We start from the raw sequence: 14,494 nt of genomic DNA, 5'->3' as shown, positions 1-14,494 counted from the left end.
CCGGTCTACAGCGCCAAGGCGATGAAGGGGCTGATCGCCCTGGCGCGGAAGGGCGCGTTCAGGGGCGAGACGGTGGTGTTCCTGCACACCGGCGGGGCGCAGGGGCTGTTCGGCTATGAGAGCGTGGTGGGGGCCGGGCTGTAGGGGGCCGCCGCGGACCGGAGGATCAGGCCGCGACTGTCGTGCTCTGCGGGTCCGGCGCCCCCAGAGCCTCATTGATGGCTGCGAAGAGCGAGGCGGGGGTGATCGGCTTGGTCAGGTGGCCGTCGGCGCCGGCCTGCCGTCCGGCCCGGACGTGCTCCGGAAGGGCGTTGGCGGTGAGCATCACGATCGGAGTGCGAGGGGCCCCGAGCCGGGCTTCGGCGGCGCGGATTTCGGCGGTGGCGGTCAGGCCGTCCATCACCGGCATCTGCATGTCCATAAGGATCAGGTCGTAGCCCCCGAGGCCGTGGGCGCGCACCGCCTCCAGTCCGTTGTCGACCGCGGTGATCTGTATGCCGGCCCCGGCGAGGATGATCTCGACCACCTTCCGGTTGGTGGGATGATCGTCGGCGATCAGCAGGCGGAGCGCCGGGGCGAGCGCGGAGCCCGCAGGGTCGTCGGCGGCCGTCGGCGCGGCGGCCGTCGCCTCGTCCGCCGGGGGCAGGGCGAGGGTGAACCGGAACTCGGAGCCCTGGCCCGGCGTGCTGTCGCAATCGAGGAGGCCGCCCATCATGTCGGCCAGTTGCTTGCAGATGGCGAGGCCCAGGCCGCTGCCCCCGAAGCGGCGGGTGATGGATCCGTCGGCCTGCTGGAAGCGGTCGAACAGCCGGTCACGGAAGGACGTCTCGAAGCCGACGCCGGTGTCGGACACGATGAACCGCAGCCGGCACTCGTCGTCGAGTTCCAGACGCAGATGAACGTCGCCGGCGTCGGTGAATTTCACCGCATTCGAAAGCAGGTTGAGGATCACCTGCCGAACCCGGATGGCGTCACCAAGCCAGACGCGATCCGCCGCCGGATCCACCGCGACGGTGAGGCGGACGCCCTTTTCCTCGGCCTTGGCGCGGCAGAGCCTTCCGGCGTTGCGTGTCAGCTCGCCGGCATGGAACGGAACGGCCTCGATTTCCAGCTGGCCCGCCTCGACCTTGGCGATATCGAGAATGTCAGACAGCAGCCGCTCCAGCATTTCGCCGGACGCGCAGATCAGCGCCGCCGCCTCCTTCTCGCGCGGCGGCAGATCGGCCTTCTCGAGCACATGCGCCATGGCCAGGACGCCGTTCAGCGGGGTGCGGATTTCGTGGCTCATATTGGCCAGGAACTCGCTCTTGGCGAGGCTGGCGGCCTCGGCTTCGCGCTGCTTCTCGACCAGGGCGAGGGTAGCCTTCTCCAACTCGCGGTGAGACTTCCACGCATTGGCTCCGGAACTGGCCGCATAGACCAGGACCAGCATCAGGGAGCCGAACAGGCCCACCGTTTCGGTCAGGGTGGCGCCGGTGAAGGATAGATAGAGCAACACGGTCGCCGGAGGGGCGCCGGCGGCGATCATCTGCACCAGCGAGCGGTGGCATCCCCGGACCACATAGATCAGCGTTCCGCCCAGCAAGGCCACGGCGACGGCCTTGGTGTGATCCCCCGGCGAAAACCACCATAGCGCTCCGACGGTCGCCCAAGCGCTGGACGAGACGGCGGTCGCCAGCAGACGCAGACTCCGGAAGAGCACGGGCCGCCGGGCCTGGTTGCGGGGGTCTGTCGCGAACCAGAGCGTGATGTCGCCGCTCGCGAAGGCGGCGGCCCAGGCCAGCATGGCCGGGAAGGGAATGGCCGTCAGACCCGTGGCGAACACCATGATGCAGATGGCGGCGCGGGCAGGCGCCTGACGGCGCGTCTGAACCGCCGTGCGATCGAACGCCGCGTCGAACCCCCACAGGCCCTGTTTCATTCGCCAACCCCAAATAGCCCGCACATCAAATACTTGCAGCGATGAAGCGCGAGTTAATCAGGAGTTGTGCAGGAGGCGGGGCGGCCCTGTGTGCCCGTCTTCCGGCCCGGTTATCCCGCCCCGGCCGCGATCTGCATCATCACCAGGCCGGTGAACCAGGCCGCCGCCGTGCCGATGATGTAGCCGACCACGGCCAGCAGGACGCCGACCGGCGCCAGCGACGGGTGGAAGGCGGCGGCGGCGACGGGGGCGCTGGCGGCGCCGCCGATGTTGGCCATGGAGCCGACGCCGAGGAAGAAGCTGGGCGCGCGGATCAGGAAGGCCATGCCGAACATCAGGGCTACGTGGACCAGCATCCAGACGCCGCCGATCAGGAAGTAGACGGGGCTGTCGAGGATGGCGCCGATGTTCATGTTCAGGCCGACGGTGGCGACCAGCACATAGACGAAGACCGAGCCGACCTTGGCCGCGCCGGGACCCTGCAGCCTGCGCGCCGGGGTGAAGGACAGGACCACGCCGATGACGGTGGCGATCAGCACCAGCCAGAAGAAGCTGGAGTCGAACGACAGCCGCTGGGCCCACGGGTAGCTCTCGCCGAACCAGACGGCCAGGGGGTCGGCGATGGCGTGGGCCAGGCCGACCGACCCGAAGGCCACGGCGACGATGAAGATCAGATCCTTGAGCGAGGGGATGCGGGCGTTCTCGAGCTCATAGGCCTCGGCCTTGTCGCGCACCCGGTCGACGGCGGTGGTGTCGGCGCGGAACAATTTGTCCATGCGGGCCTGGTTGGCGGCGATCCACAGGACGACGGCCATCCAGATGTTGGCGACGACGACGTCGACGGCGATCCAGATCGAGAAGGTGTCCGGGCCGGCCTCGAAGATCTCGTACAGGGCGGCCTGGTTGGCGGAGCCGCCGATCCAGCTGCCGGCGACCGTGGCCATGCCGCGCCAGATGGCCTCGGGCCCGGCGCCCATCAGGTCGGGGGCGATCCAGCTGGTCAGCAGCAGGGCCACCGGGCCGCCGATCATCACTCCGACCGTGCCGGTGAAGAACATGATCAGCGCCTTGGGGCCCAGTCCCATCACCGCCGGCAGGTCGGCCGAGACGGTGAGCAGCACGAGGGCGGCGGGCAGCAGGAAGCGCGAGGCGATGAAATAGAGGCGCGAGGTCTCGGGATCGACCACGCCGAAGGTGGTCAGCAGCGACGGCAGGAAATAGCACAGCAGCAGGGCCGGGATGACGGTGAAGAACCGCTTCACCCAGGGGTGCGACAGGTTCGAGGCCCAGAACACCCCGCCGAGGATGACGACGAGCAGGCCGAGGACGACGGCGTCGTTGGTGATCAGGGCCGTCGCGGCCTCGGCTTCGGTCGGCATTGGCGTCCCTTGGTGGTTTCGGCGCATAAGGGCGGCTGAACGTCCGGTTGGCAAGGCGTCGATCGGAGACGGAGGCGAGATGGCCAGACGAACCCTGGGTGTATTGGGCGGCATGGGACCGGCGGCGACGACCGCCTTCCTGGCGCGGGTGCAGGCTCTGACGCCGGCCGAAAAGGACGCGGACCACATCCGCATCCTCGCCGACATCAATCCGCAGGTGCCGGACCGGCAGCGGGCGGCCGACGCGGCCGAGGCCGTGCTGGGACAGATGGCGATGCGGCTGCGCGACGCCGGGGCCCAGGTGCTGGCCATGCCCTGCAACACGGCCCACGCCCTGACCGCGAGCATCCGCAAGGTCGGCCTGCCCTTCATCGACATGATCGAGGAGACGACGGTGGCCGCCACGGCCGGCGGGGCCAGGAAGGTCGGGGTGCTGGCCACCCCGGGCGGCGAGGCGCTGTACACCCGCGCCTTGCAGGCACGGGGCGTGAAGATCCTGCGGCTGACGGGACCGGACCGCGAGGCGGTGATGGGCTGCATCAACGCGGTCAAGGCCGGCGACCTCGGGGAGGCGCGACGGGTGGAGATGCGGCGGCTGGCGGCGGCCCTGGTCGGGGCCGGGGCCGAGGTGGTCATCGCCGGCTGCACCGAGGTGCCGCTGTTGCTGACGGCGGACGAGGTGTCGGTTCCGCTGGTGGATTCGGCCGAGGTGCTGGCGGCGGCGTGCGTGAAGGCGTGCCGGTGACCAAAGCGTAAGTTGAGCGGCGCGCCGGGGCGGGGCAGGAATACGGCTCCAGACCGGAGACGCCCGATGCGCACCCTCGCCGCCGCCCTGATCCTCGCCCTCCTGCCGGGCGCCGCCCTGGCACAGGAGGCGCCGACCTATCCGCTGCGTCTGCCGAGTTCCGGGGGCGAGGTGATCATCCCGTCGCGGGGCGGGCAGTACGCCCATGATGAGGTCGGCTACGCCCCGGCCCGGCGGGCGGGGGATACGCTCTACGTCTCGGGCGCGATCGTGTTTCGGGCCGAGGGCGAGGGGACCGATGAGGCGGCCTTCGAGGCCCAGGTGCGGCGGACGCTGACGAACCTGAACCGGACGCTGGAAGCGGCCGGGGCGAGCATGGACGACGTGGCTCTGATCAACAGTTTCCACGTCTGGGAGGGCCCGGACTTCGCCGGGTCGCGCAACGATCAGATCGAGGTGATCTCACGGGTCTGGCGCGAGTTCGCGGACGGGCCCCGCCCGGCGTGGACCGCGGTGGGAACGACCGGGCTGCTGGGGACCGGCGGGATCGTCGAGATCCAGCTGACCGCGCACGCGCCGGCGCGGGCCGACTGACAGGCCGACTGACGGGCCGCTTGCGGGCGGGCGCGGCGCGCGGCAGTGATGCCGGGTGAACAAGCAAGCTCTCATCATCGATTGCGATCCCGGCGTGGACGACGCCGTGGCGCTGATGCTCGCCTTCGGCGCGGGCGCGTTCGACCTGCTGGCCATCACCGCCGTGGGCGGCAATGTGCCGGTGCAGAAGACGGCGCGGAATGCGCGGATGCTGCGCCAGATCGCGGGGCGCGAGGATGTGCCGGTGTTCATGGGCGCGGACCGGCCGCTGCGGCGCGAACCGGCGGGGGCGGGCGAGTTCCACGGGGCCGAGGGCCTGGGCGACCTGACGCCGTTCGAGCCGGAGACTCCGTGTGCGGAGGGTCACGCCGTGGACGCCCTCATCGATCTGGTGATGGCGCGGCCGGAGCGGTCGGTCGCGATGGCCGTGCTGGGACCGATGACCAATCTGGCGCTGGCGCTGCGGCGGGAGCCGGGGTTGGCGGAGCGGCTGGGGCCGGTGGCGGTCATGGGCGGGGCGCGGTCCGAGGGCGGCAACATCACCGCCTCGGCGGAGTTCAACATCTGGGCCGATCCCGACGCGGCGGCCGAGGTGCTGGCCAGCGGCTGCGACGTGGTGCTGTTCGGACTCGACGCCACCCATCAGGTGCGGGCGACGGAGGACCGGATCGCCGCCGTCGAGGCGATCGGGACGGCGATGGCCGATACGGCCGCGTCGATGATGCGCTTCTCGCAGCGGATCGAGCGCGAGATCGTCGGCTGGGACGCGCCGCCGGTGCACGATCCGTGTCCGGTCGCGTGGCTGTTGCAGCCGGCGTTGTTCGAGCTGGCGCCGTGCCGGATCCGGGTGGAGACGCAGAGCGACCTGACCCGCGGGCACACGGCCGTGGAGTTCCGCGACGCCGTGGCCGGCGGCCTGCCGCACCGCTGGGCGACGGCGGCCGACTCGGACGGTGTGTTCGCCCTGATCGCCGCCGCCGTGGGGCCCGGCCGGACAATCTGACGCAGCCCGCTACGGTCAAGGTTTGCGCCCGCGCAAGGCCCGGGCCGCGCCGCGCGCCCATGAGCCGTCCCGACGCTTTCACCGGCCGCATGTCGCCGCCGGACGGCGTCGTGGAAGACGACGATGAAACGGAAACTCACCCTGGCCGCCGCCGCCCTGGCGATGACGCTGGCGAGCGGCGCCGCCGGCGGCGCCATGGCCCAGAGCACGGACTGGCAGGTCGCGCGCAAGGGCGATCTGATCGTGACCGGCCGGATCACCCAGGTGTCGAGCGACGCCGACGACGCCATCACCACTGCGGCCGGCGCGGCCTCGGGCCTGAACGTCGAGGTCGGCGACGACATCATGCCGACGCTGGGCTTCACCTATTTCCTGACCGACCACATCGCGGTCGAGGCCATCCTCGGCGCCACGCAGCATGAAATCCGGGCCCAGGGCGGCGCCACCGACGTGGCCGTGCACGAGACCTGGGTGCTGCCGCCGGTGGTGACCCTGCAGTACCGGCCGATGCCGGAAGCGCGCGTCAGCCCCTATGTCGGCGCGGGCGTGAACTACATGCTGTTCTTCGACGGCGAGGACAAGAACGGCTTCACGGTCGAGCTGGAGGACGGCTTCGGCTACGCCCTGCAGGCCGGGGCGGACGTCGCCCTGACGGGTCCGTGGACGCTGAACCTGGACGTCAAGAAAGTGTGGTTCGACACCGAGGCGACGATCAACGGCGGCACGCTGAAGAGCGATGTGGGCCTCGACCCGTGGGTCGTGTCGCTGGGCGTGGGACGCAAGTTCTAGGGGCGTAAATTCCAGGCCTCTGACGGGGCGAGTGGCGGCGGGGTCGCGGCCGGGGCTATATGCTCCGGTCGGGCCGCGCCGTGCGGCCGCTCGCGGGAGCGCGCCTTGAGGATCACCGTCGTCGGTTCGATCAATCTGGATCTGGTCGCCAGCGCGCCGCATCTTCCGCGCGCGGGCGAGACCGTGACCGGGGCGACGCTGGCGCGGCATCCGGGCGGCAAGGGCGCCAACCAGGCGCTGGCGGCGCGGCGGCTGGGAGCCGAGGTCTGTCTGGTGGGCCGGGTCGGCGACGACGCCATGGCCGGCGAGGCGATCGCCCTGCTGGACGCCGGCGGGGTCGACCTGTCCGAGGTCGATGTCGATCCGGCGGCGCCGACCGGCGTGGCCCTGATCGCCGTCGACCCGTCGGGGGAGAACCAGATCGTCGTGGCGGCGGGGGCGAACCACTTCGTGACCCCCGAACAGCTGCCGGCGCGGATCGAGGCGCCGCTGATCGTTCAGCTGGAGCTGCCGGTCGAGACGGTCGAGGCGGCGGTGGGGCGGGCGACGGATTTCGTCTGCGTCAACCTGGCCCCGGCGGCGCCGGTGTCGGACCAGTTGCTGCGCCGGGCCGATCTGATCGTGGTCAATGAGACCGAGGCGGCCTTCTATGGCGACCTGCTGCACCATGGCGGCGGCCGCGTGGTGACGACCCTCGGTTCGAGAGGCGCGGTGATGCACCAGCGCGGGGCCGAGATCGCGCGCGCTGCGCCGCCGAAGGTCCGGGCGGTCGACGCCACGGGGGCGGGCGACGCCTTCGTCGCCGCCATCTGCGTCGCCCTGCTGGAGGGGATGGAGCCGGAGGCGGCGCTGGGGTTCGCCTGCGCGGCCGGGGCGCTGGCCGCGACGCGGCCAGGGGCGCAGCCGTCGTTGCCGACGCGGAGCGAGGTTGAGGCGATCATTACAGGGTCGTAACTATGGCTCGCCGCATCGGCTGATAGGGTCCCGGTCCGCTGTTCAGTTGCTGACCGAGGGACCACCCGAATGACCCGCACCGCCGCGCTTCTGGGGGCCTCGCTGCTGGCCCTCGCCCCGTTCGCCGCCGGGCCGTCCCTGGCCCAGGACGCCGCCTCGATCAGCGTGCCGCCGCTGGAATACACCCATCGCGAACTGGCCAACGGGCTGGACGTCTACGCCATGCCGGACCCGAGCGCGGGCACGGTGACGGTGACCCTGTGGTACGACGTCGGCGGCAAGGACGACCCGCAGGGTCGCAGCGGCTTCGCCCATCTGTTCGAGCACATCCTGAGCCGGAAGACGGTCAACCTGCCGTACGGCCAGATCTCGACCATGGTCGAGAACGCGGGCGGCAGCCGCAACGCCTCCACCGGGCAGGACTTCACCAACTATTACGAGACCGTGCCGCCGCAGTATCTGGAGCGGATGCTGTGGACCCATGCCGAGCGGATGGCGCGGCCGGTGGTCGACCAGGCGGTGTTCGACGCCGAGCGCTCGATCGTCAAGGAAGAGCTGCGCCAGCGCGTGCTGGCCCCGCCATACGGCCGCTTCCAGCGCTTCGTGATCGGCGACAACAGCTTCGACGAGAGCATCTATCGCCGCAGCGTGATCGGTTCGATCGAGGAGCTGGACTCGGCGGTGATCGAGGACGCCCGGGCCTTCCACGAAGCCTATTACCGTCCGGCCACGGCGACGATGATCGTGTCGGGCAATTTCGATCCGGCCGAGCTGAACCGGCTGGTCGACCAGTATTTCGCCGACATCCGCAATCCCGACCGCCCGGTGCCTGTGTTCGAGCGGCCGGTGGAGACGCCGCGGACGGCGCCGCGGATGGTCGAGGCCTATGCGCCGAACGTGCCGCTGCCAGCCGTCGGGGTCATCTATCCGGGCGTGCCGGCCAACCATCCGGACGCCGCGGCGCTGGAGGTGATGTCGGGCATCCTGTCGCGGGGCGAGAGCTCGCGGCTGCACCAGGCGCTGGTCTATCGCACCGAGCTGGCCGCCAACGCCGGTCTCGGCGTCGGCAGCAACGAGGAGGACGGCACGATCGTCGCCACGGCGACCGTGGCGCGCGGCAAGGCCATCGCCGACGTCGAGGCGGCGCTGAACGCCGAACTGGCGCGGATGCGGGACGAGCCGGTGACGGCGGCCGAATTGGCGGAGGCCAAGATGGAGATCGTGGCCGGCGAGCTGCGCCAGCGCGAGACGGCTTCGGGGCGGGCCTTCATCCTCGGCCAGGCCATCGTCAGCGAGAACGATCCGAAGGCGCCGGACGAGAATCTGGCCGCCATCCAGGCGGTGACCGCGGCCGACGTGCAGCGGGTGGCGCGGACGTATCTGAACGACCAGGCCCGGGTGTCGCTGCGCTATCAGGACGAGAGCGCCCGGCCGGAAGGCGTGCCGGAGGACAGCTGGCGCAACCCGGCCCCGGTCCCGACCTTCCTGACCGTGCCGCCGGCGGTGCTGCCGCCGAACGAACTGCTGCCCGAGGGCCAGCGCATGGCCCCGCCGGCGCTGGGCGAGGCGCGGGCCGTCGTCGCCCCCTCGGTCGCCGAGCGCGTCCTGCCCAACGGGCTGCGGATCATCGCCGCGAAATCGACAGACCTGCCGATCATGAACGCCCAGCTCGTGCTCGGAGGAGGGGCGGCGGCCGATCCGGCCGACCGGCCGGGGCTGGCGACGATGACGGCGGCCCTCGCCACCCAGGGGGCGGGCGGCCGCTCGGCCCCCGAGATCGCCCGGACGCTGGAGGCGCTGGGCGCCAACGTCGGCGGCAGCGCCGGCGCCGACGCCACCCAGATGTTCGTGTCCGCCCCCATCGCCGCGGCGACCGAGGTGGGCGCCGTGCTGGCCGACGTCGTGCAGCGCCCCGACTTCGTCGAGGCCGAAGTGGCGCGCAGCCGCACCCAGGCGGTCAACGGACTTCGCGTCAACCTGAGCCAGCCGGGCCCGCTGGCCTCGTTGGTGCTGAACCGGCTGGTCTATGGCGCGGCCCCCTATGGCGCGCCGAGCTCGGGCACGCCGGAGTCGGTGGAGGCGATCACCCGCGAGGAGATCGTGGCCTTCCATCAGCGCTGGTGGCGGCCAGACAACGCCACGGTGATCGTCACCGGCGGCATGGAGCCGGAGGCGGCCTTCGCCTGGGCGGAACAGGTGCTGGGCGGCTGGGACCGGCCCTCGACTCCGAAGCCGACGGTCGGCGAGCGCGCCGGGGCGCCGACAGGTCCCCGCGTGGTGGTGGTCGATATGCCGGGCGCGGGGCAGGCGGCTGTGACGGCGGCGGTGCGCGCGCCGCGCCGGGCCGACGACGCCTACTATCCGCTGGCTGTGGCCAATGCGGTCATGGGACAGGGCCAGAACGGGCGGCTGTTCCAGGAGGTCCGGGCCAAGCGCGGGCTGAGCTATGGGGCCTATTCCACGCTGGGCGCCCGGGCCGAGGGCGGGGCCCTGATCGCCTCGACCCAGACCAAGAACGAGAGCGCCGCCGAGGTGGTCGGCCTGGTGCTGGCCGAGTTCGACCGGCTGGCGCGCGAGCCGGTCGACGACCAGGCCGTGACCGACCGCGAGACCTTCATCACCGGCGGCTTCCTGCGCTCGCTGGAGACCACCGGCGGACTGGGCGGCCTGCTGGCCGGCGCGGTGGTCGATGGCCTGCCGCTGTCGGAGATCGAGACCTATCCGGAGAAGATCGCCGCCACCACGCCCGACAGCCTGCGCGAGGCGGCGGGGATTGTCAGCGCCGAGGACGCCATCGTGGTGGTGGTCGGCCAGGCGGATATGTTCATCGACGCCCTGCGCGCGGCCCATCCGGACGTGGTGGTGATCCCGGCGGCCGAGCTGGACCTGAACAGCCCGACGTTGGGGCTGATGCAGGTGCGGACGGCGGAGTAGGCGCTTTCCTCCCCATTGCTGCGCAATGGGGAGGGCAGGCCGGAAGGGGCCTGTCCCGGGTTGATCAGCGTCCGCGGAACTTCGCGATGGCGTCCACCGTCTTGCGGACCTCGGCCTCGATGGCGGTCCAGGCGCCGGACTTCACGGCCGCGTCGGCGATCAGTTTCGAGCCCATGCCCGCGGCGACGATGCCGGAGCCGAACCATTTGGCGATCGAGGCCTCGTCGGGGTCGACGCCGCCCGTAGGCATGATCTTGGTCCACGGCATCGGGCCGAGCACGGCCTTGACGAAGTCGGGGCCGCCGACGCTGGCCCCGGGGAACAGTTTGACGATCTCGCAGCCCAGCTCATGGGCCTGGCCGATCTCGGTGACCGAGCCGCAGCCGGGGAAGTACGCGGCCATGCGCCGGTTGCAGACGCGGGCGACCTCGGGAACGAGGCAGGGGCTGACCACGAAACGGGCGCCGCGGTTGAGGTAGAGGGCGGCCGTGCCGGCGTCGATGACCGAGCCGATGCCGAGGATGACGTCCGGGTCGGTCCTCTGCAGTTCGCGGGCGATGTCCCCGAACAGGTCGACGGCGAAGTCGCCGCGGTTGGTGAACTCGATGGCCTTCGCCCCGCCGCGGGCGCAGGCGCGGATGACCTCAAGGCAGACGTCGGCGTCCGGGTGGTAGAAGACGGGCGCCACGCCCTGACTCTCGAGGGCGGTGAGGACGGCGAGGCGGTCGTGACGCATGGAAGTCTCCCTGATCGGTCCTGACTCGGCCCGGCGGCCGGGCGCGTCAAGTCGGCGGGCTTCAAACCGTGTGACCGGCCGCGGAACCGGAGCGGCCGACGGGACTTCTTCCGTCCATGATCGGCGCCGTGTTGACACTTTTCCTGAACCCCGCGCCGCAGGAAGCGTCCGCGCCGGCCCCGCCGACGGAACCCGACATCAGTCTTTCGATCACCGCGCGGGCGGACGAGGTGCGCTGGCGCCAGGTCGGCTCGGTCTCCGTCCGGGCGTGGAGCGAACCGGCCGGGACGGTGGTCGAGGAAAACCTGACGACCGGCCTGCCCCGACCGATTCCGGGGCAGCGAACCTTTCGCGATGTCGAATGGCGGCTGCGGGGCGAGGCGACGATCGCCGCGCCCGCGCCGCGGGTCGAGGTCGAGGCCGGCGCGCCGCCGGCGACACAACAAACCCCCGAGGGAGACCCTGAATGAAGTGCTTGCTGACGGGCGGCGCCGCCGCCGCAGTCCTGTTCGCCGCCGGCGCGGCGGCGGCCCAGTCGTCCCCGTCCGGTCAGGTCCCGCCGGTGGAGCCGGTCTCCAGCCAGGCGTACGCCGCACCGCCCTCCACCGATCCGTCAGCGGAGCCGGACGTGCTGCTCGACGTGCCGAACCTGTCGGTCGAGGAGATCACCATCGAGGTGGAGAACCTCGAGGCGCGCCTGGCGCTGGAGGCGCGGCTGGCCAATTTGCTGTTCCTCAAGGCCGGCGCCGACGTGTCGGTGGACAAGGTCAAGATCACCATCAAGGGCGTCGAGGCCCAGGTGCTGCTGAAGGTGCGGCTCGACAATGTGCGGCAGATCATCGACCGGACGCTGACCACCATCGACCGCAATCCCGAGATTCTGGAACGGCTGCTGACCACGGTCGACAACACGGTCGGAACGGTGGGCGATGTCGCCAACACGACGCTGCAGCCGGGCGGGGTGGTGGACAATACGGTCGGGACTGTGGGCGAGGTGGCCGGACAGGCCGTCGAACCGCGGCGCTGACCGCCCAAGGCTACGACCCGCGGCGGGGCGGCGGAGCGATCCCTACCCCCGCCGTTCCAATCCTGTTTTCCGGGACCCATCTTCTACCGCTCGGGGTTCGTCGGGGATTGACATCGTCTGCCCAAAATATGAAAGTGAATTCACTTTCATAGAAAGGCCGCTGTCATGAGCGCCCCCTCCGTTTCTTCCGCCGTCAAGGCCCCACGGTCCGGCCTCCGCCGTCAGGCCGTCTTCCAGGCGGCGGCGATGGCTGCTTTTGTCTTCGCCCTCTCGTTCCCGCTGTCGCCGAGCGACGTCGTTGGCGCGGGCTACGGTCCGAAGCTGGCCCTGCTCGGCCGCATGGCGCTGCTGGTCGCGGTGGCGGCCTGGATGCTACGCGCCGCCGGACGGCACTGGTCGGACGTCGGCCTGCGCGCGCCGCCCCGGTGGTGGTCGATCCCCGTCGCCGTGGTCGTCGGCTATCTGGCCCTGGGCGCCGTGGCGGGGGCGATGCAGATGGCGATCCTGCCGGCCCTCGGCCTGTCGGGGCCGGACCTGTCGGCCTTCGCCGCCCTGAGAGGCGACCTGCCGGAATACCTTTTCTGGGCCCTGCCGGTGGCCCTTGGCTCGGCCGCCGTCGGCGAGGAACTGGTGGCGCGGGGCTTCCTGACCGACCGCATTGCGGCCGTCCTGGGAGGAGCCGCGCCGAACGGGGTCGTGCTCTTCGCCGCAGTGATCCTTCAGGGCGCGCTGTTCGGCGCCTGCCACGCGTATCAGGGTCTGGGCGGCGCGCTGCTGACCGGGGCGGTGGGCATGGTCATCGGCCTGGTCTGGCTGTGGAGCGGCCGCAATCTGTGGGCCGCGATCATCCTGCACGGACTGGTGGACTTCGTTAGTATGACGGCCTTCTACACCGGAGCCGTCGGAGGGGCCTCTTGACCATCGAGCCGGAAGGCCCGCGCCCGCCGCAGCAGAAGCGGAGCGAGGCGACCCTCGCCCGCATCCTCGGGGCGGCCAGGACCCTGCTGGCGACGCGCGACCTTGACGACATCACGGTCGAGGACATCGCGCGCGAGGCGGGGGTGTCGGTCGGCGCGCTCTACACCCGCTTCAAGGGCAAGGACGAGCTGCTGACCCATCTGCTGGACGCGACCCAGCGCGAGCAGGTGGGGCGGCTGGCGGAAGTTCTGGCGGCGGAGCGATGGGCCGGGGTTGACCTTGCCGGGCGGCTGGACTGGCTGGTGGAGACGCTGCAGGCGAGCGCGCGGGCGAATCCCGGGCTGATCCGGGCGGTCTTCGGACGGCTGCTGTCGCAGTCCGCCGAACTGAACGCCGGGCCGGCGGCGCTGAATGCGCGCAGCGTGGCGCTGATCGCCGACTGGCTGCTGGCGTCCGCGGACGGGGTGACGGCGCCGGAGCCGGAGACCGCCGCGGCGGTCACGACCGCCTGGCTGTCCTATTCGGTGCACATGGCGATGCTGTATCCGTTCGCCTTCCCGGGACAGGATGGCGAGGCGGTGACGTGCGAGCTGCGGCGCGCGGCGCTGGCGGCGCTGAGACCGGGCGTCGGCGGATAGTTCAGCGCAGGCCGGCGAGCTCGACGATGCGCTTCACCAGCGCGCTGTCCTTGTCGAACAGCGGGTCCAGCACGGTGAAATGGTTGAGGCCGGGGAGGGCTTCGTAGCGGGTCTCGACGCCGCGGGCGCCCCAGAGGTCGGCCATCATCTTCGACTGGCGCAGGAACTCCGGGCTTTCGTCAGCGCCGACGAGGCAGTCCAGCACCGTGCCGCCGGGGGTCGATCCGTCCGGGACGGGCCAGTGGATCGGCGACAGGGCGGCGGCCTCGGCTTCGTCGAGGCGCAGGGCGACGTTCAGCGAGGTCGGGATCAGGGGGGCGAGGTCGAAGACGCCGCTGATCGCCACGGCGGCCGAGGCGCGGCCTTCGCTGAGCATGCACGCGGCCATGTGGCCGCCGGCGGAATGGCCGAAGACGACCGGGCGGGCGCCGGTGCGCTGGCGGACGGCGTCTACAGCGGCGCGGACCTGACGCAGTATGTGGCCGAGGCGGACGGCGGGGGCGAGGTCGTAGGAGGGGATGGCGAGGCTGACGCCGTGGGCCGCCAACGCCGGGGCGAGGCCGGAGAACCAGCTGCGGTCCAGCGCCTGCCAGTAGCCACCGTGCAGGAAGACCGCGACCGGCGCCCGGTCCCCGGCGGAGAAGAGGTCCATGATCTCGCGCTCGCCGGGACCGTAGGCGATCTCGAGCGGCGGATGAGCGGAGCGGGCCGCCTCGGCGGCGCTCCGCCAGCGCAGCATGACCGCCTGATGGTCGGGCACGCGGGCGCGGTTGTTGTATTCGGCCTCGAGATCGATCGCCGCTTCGCCCTTACCCGCCACGCTGTCATCCGCTAGAGGAAGCCCTCGAACCTGAGG

Annotated in this window: 14 protein-coding genes and 1 pseudogene; 11 read left to right on the top strand and 4 right to left on the bottom strand. The window is 71.3% G+C overall.

What is annotated here, in order from left to right; translation table 11 throughout:
- Positions 1–144 (top strand): annotated as a pseudogene (locus tag V6M45_RS06140) (D-cysteine desulfhydrase); the annotation flags it as partial.
- Between the two features lie 22 nt (positions 145–166).
- Here the strand turns inward: V6M45_RS06140 and V6M45_RS06135 are convergent.
- Both V6M45_RS06135 and V6M45_RS06130 read right to left on the bottom strand, forming a co-directional pair.
- A complete protein-coding gene (locus V6M45_RS06135; RefSeq protein ID WP_332654758.1) occupies positions 167–1,921 on the bottom strand; it encodes an ATP-binding protein in 1,755 nt (584 codons plus the stop codon).
- A 110-nt stretch (positions 1,922–2,031) separates the two neighbouring features.
- Complete coding sequence (locus V6M45_RS06130) at positions 2,032–3,300, bottom strand: DUF819 family protein (RefSeq protein ID WP_332654757.1); 1,269 nt, start codon at positions 3,298–3,300, stop codon at positions 2,032–2,034.
- 79 nt (positions 3,301–3,379) lie between these two features.
- Between V6M45_RS06130 and V6M45_RS06125 the strand changes: the two genes are divergently transcribed.
- From V6M45_RS06125 to V6M45_RS06100, 6 genes are all read left to right on the top strand, one after another.
- Entirely contained in the window at positions 3,380–4,045 is a 666-nt protein-coding gene (locus V6M45_RS06125; protein WP_332654756.1) for an aspartate/glutamate racemase family protein, read from the top strand.
- A 66-nt stretch (positions 4,046–4,111) separates the two neighbouring features.
- Positions 4,112–4,639, top strand: coding sequence for a Rid family hydrolase (locus V6M45_RS06120; protein ID WP_332654755.1), 528 nt, complete (start codon positions 4,112–4,114; stop codon positions 4,637–4,639).
- Positions 4,640–4,694: 55 nt separating this feature from the next.
- Complete coding sequence (locus V6M45_RS06115; RefSeq protein ID WP_332654754.1) at positions 4,695–5,642, top strand: nucleoside hydrolase; 948 nt, start codon at positions 4,695–4,697, stop codon at positions 5,640–5,642.
- A gap of 123 nt (positions 5,643–5,765) precedes the next feature.
- Positions 5,766–6,431, top strand: coding sequence for an OmpW/AlkL family protein (locus V6M45_RS06110; RefSeq protein ID WP_332654753.1), 666 nt, complete (start codon positions 5,766–5,768; stop codon positions 6,429–6,431).
- A gap of 105 nt (positions 6,432–6,536) precedes the next feature.
- The gene (locus V6M45_RS06105) at positions 6,537–7,385 is read left to right on the top strand and encodes a ribokinase (protein WP_332654752.1); all 849 of its coding nucleotides are present in this window, start codon (positions 6,537–6,539) and stop codon (positions 7,383–7,385) included.
- Positions 7,386–7,454: 69 nt separating this feature from the next.
- On the top strand, positions 7,455–10,319 hold the full coding sequence (locus V6M45_RS06100; protein ID WP_332654751.1) for a M16 family metallopeptidase: 2,865 nt from the start codon (positions 7,455–7,457) through the stop codon (positions 10,317–10,319).
- 64 nt (positions 10,320–10,383) lie between these two features.
- Here V6M45_RS06100 and V6M45_RS06095 read toward each other — a convergent pair whose 3' ends face one another.
- Positions 10,384–11,055, bottom strand: a complete 672-nt coding sequence (locus V6M45_RS06095; RefSeq protein ID WP_332654750.1) for a bifunctional 4-hydroxy-2-oxoglutarate aldolase/2-dehydro-3-deoxy-phosphogluconate aldolase — start codon at positions 11,053–11,055, stop codon at positions 10,384–10,386.
- A 128-nt stretch (positions 11,056–11,183) separates the two neighbouring features.
- Here V6M45_RS06095 and V6M45_RS06090 point away from each other — a divergent pair, with 128 nt between their 5' ends.
- The 4 genes from V6M45_RS06090 to V6M45_RS06075 all read left to right on the top strand — a co-directional run bounded on the left by V6M45_RS06090 (position 11,184) and on the right by V6M45_RS06075 (position 13,638).
- Positions 11,184–11,525 carry a hypothetical protein gene (locus V6M45_RS06090; RefSeq protein ID WP_332654749.1) on the top strand — a complete coding sequence of 114 codons (342 nt, stop codon included), beginning with the start codon at positions 11,184–11,186 and terminating at the stop codon, positions 11,523–11,525.
- Positions 11,522–12,082: a hypothetical protein gene (locus tag V6M45_RS06085; protein WP_332654748.1), complete on the top strand. Its 561-nt coding sequence runs from the start codon at positions 11,522–11,524 to the stop codon at positions 12,080–12,082. Before V6M45_RS06090 ends, V6M45_RS06085 begins: the two co-directional genes overlap by 4 nt.
- 165 nt (positions 12,083–12,247) lie before the next feature.
- Positions 12,248–13,000, top strand: a complete 753-nt coding sequence (locus V6M45_RS06080) for a CPBP family intramembrane glutamic endopeptidase (RefSeq protein WP_332654747.1) — start codon at positions 12,248–12,250, stop codon at positions 12,998–13,000.
- The gene (locus tag V6M45_RS06075; protein ID WP_332654746.1) at positions 12,997–13,638 is read left to right on the top strand and encodes a TetR/AcrR family transcriptional regulator; all 642 of its coding nucleotides are present in this window, start codon (positions 12,997–12,999) and stop codon (positions 13,636–13,638) included. The genes V6M45_RS06080 and V6M45_RS06075 overlap by 4 nt, the downstream gene beginning before the upstream one ends.
- Position 13,639: 1 nt before the next feature.
- Here the strand turns inward: V6M45_RS06075 and V6M45_RS06070 are convergent, their stop codons facing one another.
- Positions 13,640–14,458, bottom strand: coding sequence for an alpha/beta hydrolase (locus tag V6M45_RS06070; RefSeq protein ID WP_332654745.1), 819 nt, complete (start codon positions 14,456–14,458; stop codon positions 13,640–13,642).
- Positions 14,459–14,494: the final 36 nt, after the last annotated feature.

Origin of the sequence: Brevundimonas sp. (assembly GCF_036676055.1) — a bacterium.
Taxonomy (GTDB): domain Bacteria; phylum Pseudomonadota; class Alphaproteobacteria; order Caulobacterales; family Caulobacteraceae; genus Brevundimonas.
This window is presented reverse-complemented; position numbering and strand designations above follow the sequence as displayed.

Excerpts from the sequence above, each read along its gene's own strand:
- V6M45_RS06085 (WP_332654748.1), top strand. The coding sequence starts at position 11,522 with ATGAAGTGCTTGCTGACGGGCGGCGCCGCCGCCGCAGTCCTGTTCGCC.
- V6M45_RS06100 (WP_332654751.1), top strand. The coding sequence starts at position 7,455 with ATGACCCGCACCGCCGCGCTTCTGGGGGCCTCGCTGCTGGCCCTCGCC.
- V6M45_RS06130 (WP_332654757.1), bottom strand. The coding sequence starts at position 3,300 with ATGCCGACCGAAGCCGAGGCCGCGACGGCCCTGATCACCAACGACGCC.
- V6M45_RS06110 (WP_332654753.1), top strand. The coding sequence starts at position 5,766 with ATGAAACGGAAACTCACCCTGGCCGCCGCCGCCCTGGCGATGACGCTG.
- V6M45_RS06080 (WP_332654747.1), top strand. The coding sequence starts at position 12,248 with ATGAGCGCCCCCTCCGTTTCTTCCGCCGTCAAGGCCCCACGGTCCGGC.
- V6M45_RS06125 (WP_332654756.1), top strand. The coding sequence starts at position 3,380 with ATGGCCAGACGAACCCTGGGTGTATTGGGCGGCATGGGACCGGCGGCG.
- V6M45_RS06135 (WP_332654758.1), bottom strand. The coding sequence starts at position 1,921 with ATGAAACAGGGCCTGTGGGGGTTCGACGCGGCGTTCGATCGCACGGCG.
- V6M45_RS06120 (WP_332654755.1), top strand. The coding sequence starts at position 4,112 with ATGCGCACCCTCGCCGCCGCCCTGATCCTCGCCCTCCTGCCGGGCGCC.
- V6M45_RS06095 (WP_332654750.1), bottom strand. The coding sequence starts at position 11,055 with ATGCGTCACGACCGCCTCGCCGTCCTCACCGCCCTCGAGAGTCAGGGC.